The organism is Priestia sp. P5_B4 (assembly GCF_056400385.1).
In genome coordinates this window covers 1-1,613 of the sequence record NZ_JBFULJ010000873.1, presented here as the reverse complement: position 1 = coordinate 1,613, position 1,613 = coordinate 1, and the positions used below count along the sequence as shown (strand labels likewise).

Annotated in this window: 3 protein-coding genes; all 3 read left to right on the top strand. The window is 35.6% G+C overall.

Annotated elements, in window-relative coordinates:
* Positions 1–912 (top strand): NADP-dependent oxidoreductase (locus AC1DRF_RS26945; RefSeq protein ID WP_477742184.1); only part of this gene is annotated, 912 nt, incomplete at its 5' end.
* Positions 913–982: 70 nt separating this feature from the next.
* Positions 983–1,324 carry an MmcQ/YjbR family DNA-binding protein gene (locus tag AC1DRF_RS26940; protein WP_269871422.1) on the top strand — a complete coding sequence of 114 codons (342 nt, stop codon included), beginning with the start codon at positions 983–985 and terminating at the stop codon, positions 1,322–1,324.
* The coding region (locus AC1DRF_RS26935; RefSeq protein WP_477742183.1) for an NAD(P)H-dependent flavin oxidoreductase at positions 1,321–1,613 on the top strand (293 nt) is incomplete at its 3' end. The genes AC1DRF_RS26940 and AC1DRF_RS26935, both read left to right, overlap by 4 nt.

The window sequence follows — 1,613 nt, the reverse complement described above, 5'->3', positions numbered from 1 at the left end:
GTCTTAGTTGAGATATATGCGGCAAGTATAAATCCTCTTGATACAAAAATTCGAAAAGGAGAATTAAAATTATTATTGAAATACAAGATGCCGTTAATTTTAGGAAACGATTTTTCTGGAAAAATTGTTGAAGTAGGTACTAGTGTCACGAAGTTTAAAGTCGGTGATGAGGTATATGGTCGACCTAGAGCAAATAAAATGGGAACTTTTACTGAATATATCTCTGTTAACCAAGAAGATATTGCATTAAAACCTAAAAATTTAAATTTTGAAGAAGCCGCCTCAATCCCTCTAGTCGGATTGACATCCTACCAAGCTTTACATGATATTCTGCGAATTGAAAAAGGACATAAAATATTAATACATGCAGGAGCAGGGGGAGTAGGAACATTTGCTATCCAACTTGCAAAACATATGGGGGCTTTTGTCGCAACTACAGCTAGTGATGGTAGTGATTTAGTAAAATCTCTTGGCGCTGACGAAGTTATTAATTACAAGACAGAAAAGTTCGAGCATTCGATTCGTGACTACGACGCAGTTCTTGATACCATTGGGGGAGCGACGTTAGAGAGGTCATTTGTAACATTAAAAAAAGGAGGAAAGATTGTTTCTATATCTGGAATCCCGAATGCACGCTTTGCTAAAGAAAACGGATTTAGCTCATTAAAAAAAACCTTATTTTCAATTGCAAGTTATAAACTTACGAAGCTAGAAAAAAAACATAATGTGCAATACACGTTTCTCTTTATGAAGCATAGTGGAGAGCAGTTGAAAATTTTCACAGAAATGTTAGAGTCAGAAGTGATTAAGCCTACAGTTGATAAAATTTTTATTTTTGAAGATGCCCAAAAAGCATTGGAGTATTCAGAAGCGGGAAGAGCAAAAGGAAAAATAATACTTAAATTAAAATAATCAGTCTTATCTAACAAACCTTTCCTTAGGTAGAAAGTGTTTGTCTTACCTAGAGAAAGGAGGAAAAGTCATGAACTCTAGGCAGGAAGCTATTAATTACTGCATGAAATATAGAAATGTATTTGAAGATCAACCGTTTCGGGATAAGAACTGGACTACCATTAGACATAAGGAAAATCAGAAAGTGTTTGCATGGATTTTTGAGAGAGACGACCACATTTGGATAAACTTAAAGGGTGAACCAGAGATAAATCGTCATTTACGTCAAAGTTACGATTCTATAGTACCTGCCTATCATCTTAATAAAAAACATTGGAATTCTATCATTTTAGACGGTACCGTACCAGAAAAAGAAATAGATGAAATGATTAAAACAAGCTATCATTTAACAAAGGAGAGGAAGAACTTATGAAAACAAGAATAACTGAAATTTTCGGAATTCAATATCCGATCGTTCAAGGAGGATTAGCCTATTTAGCTTATGCTGAATTAGCTTCAGCTGTCTCCAATGCTGGTGGACTTGGGCAAATTACAGCTGCGACTCTAGGAACTCCAGAAAAGCTTCGAGAAGAAATTCGTAAAGTACGTACCATGACCGATAAGCCATTTGGAGTAAACTTTGCGATTGCAAGGCATGATGGAAATTATAAAGACTTGCTAGAAGTGGCTATCGAGGAGAAGGTGCCTGCTATCTCTATAAC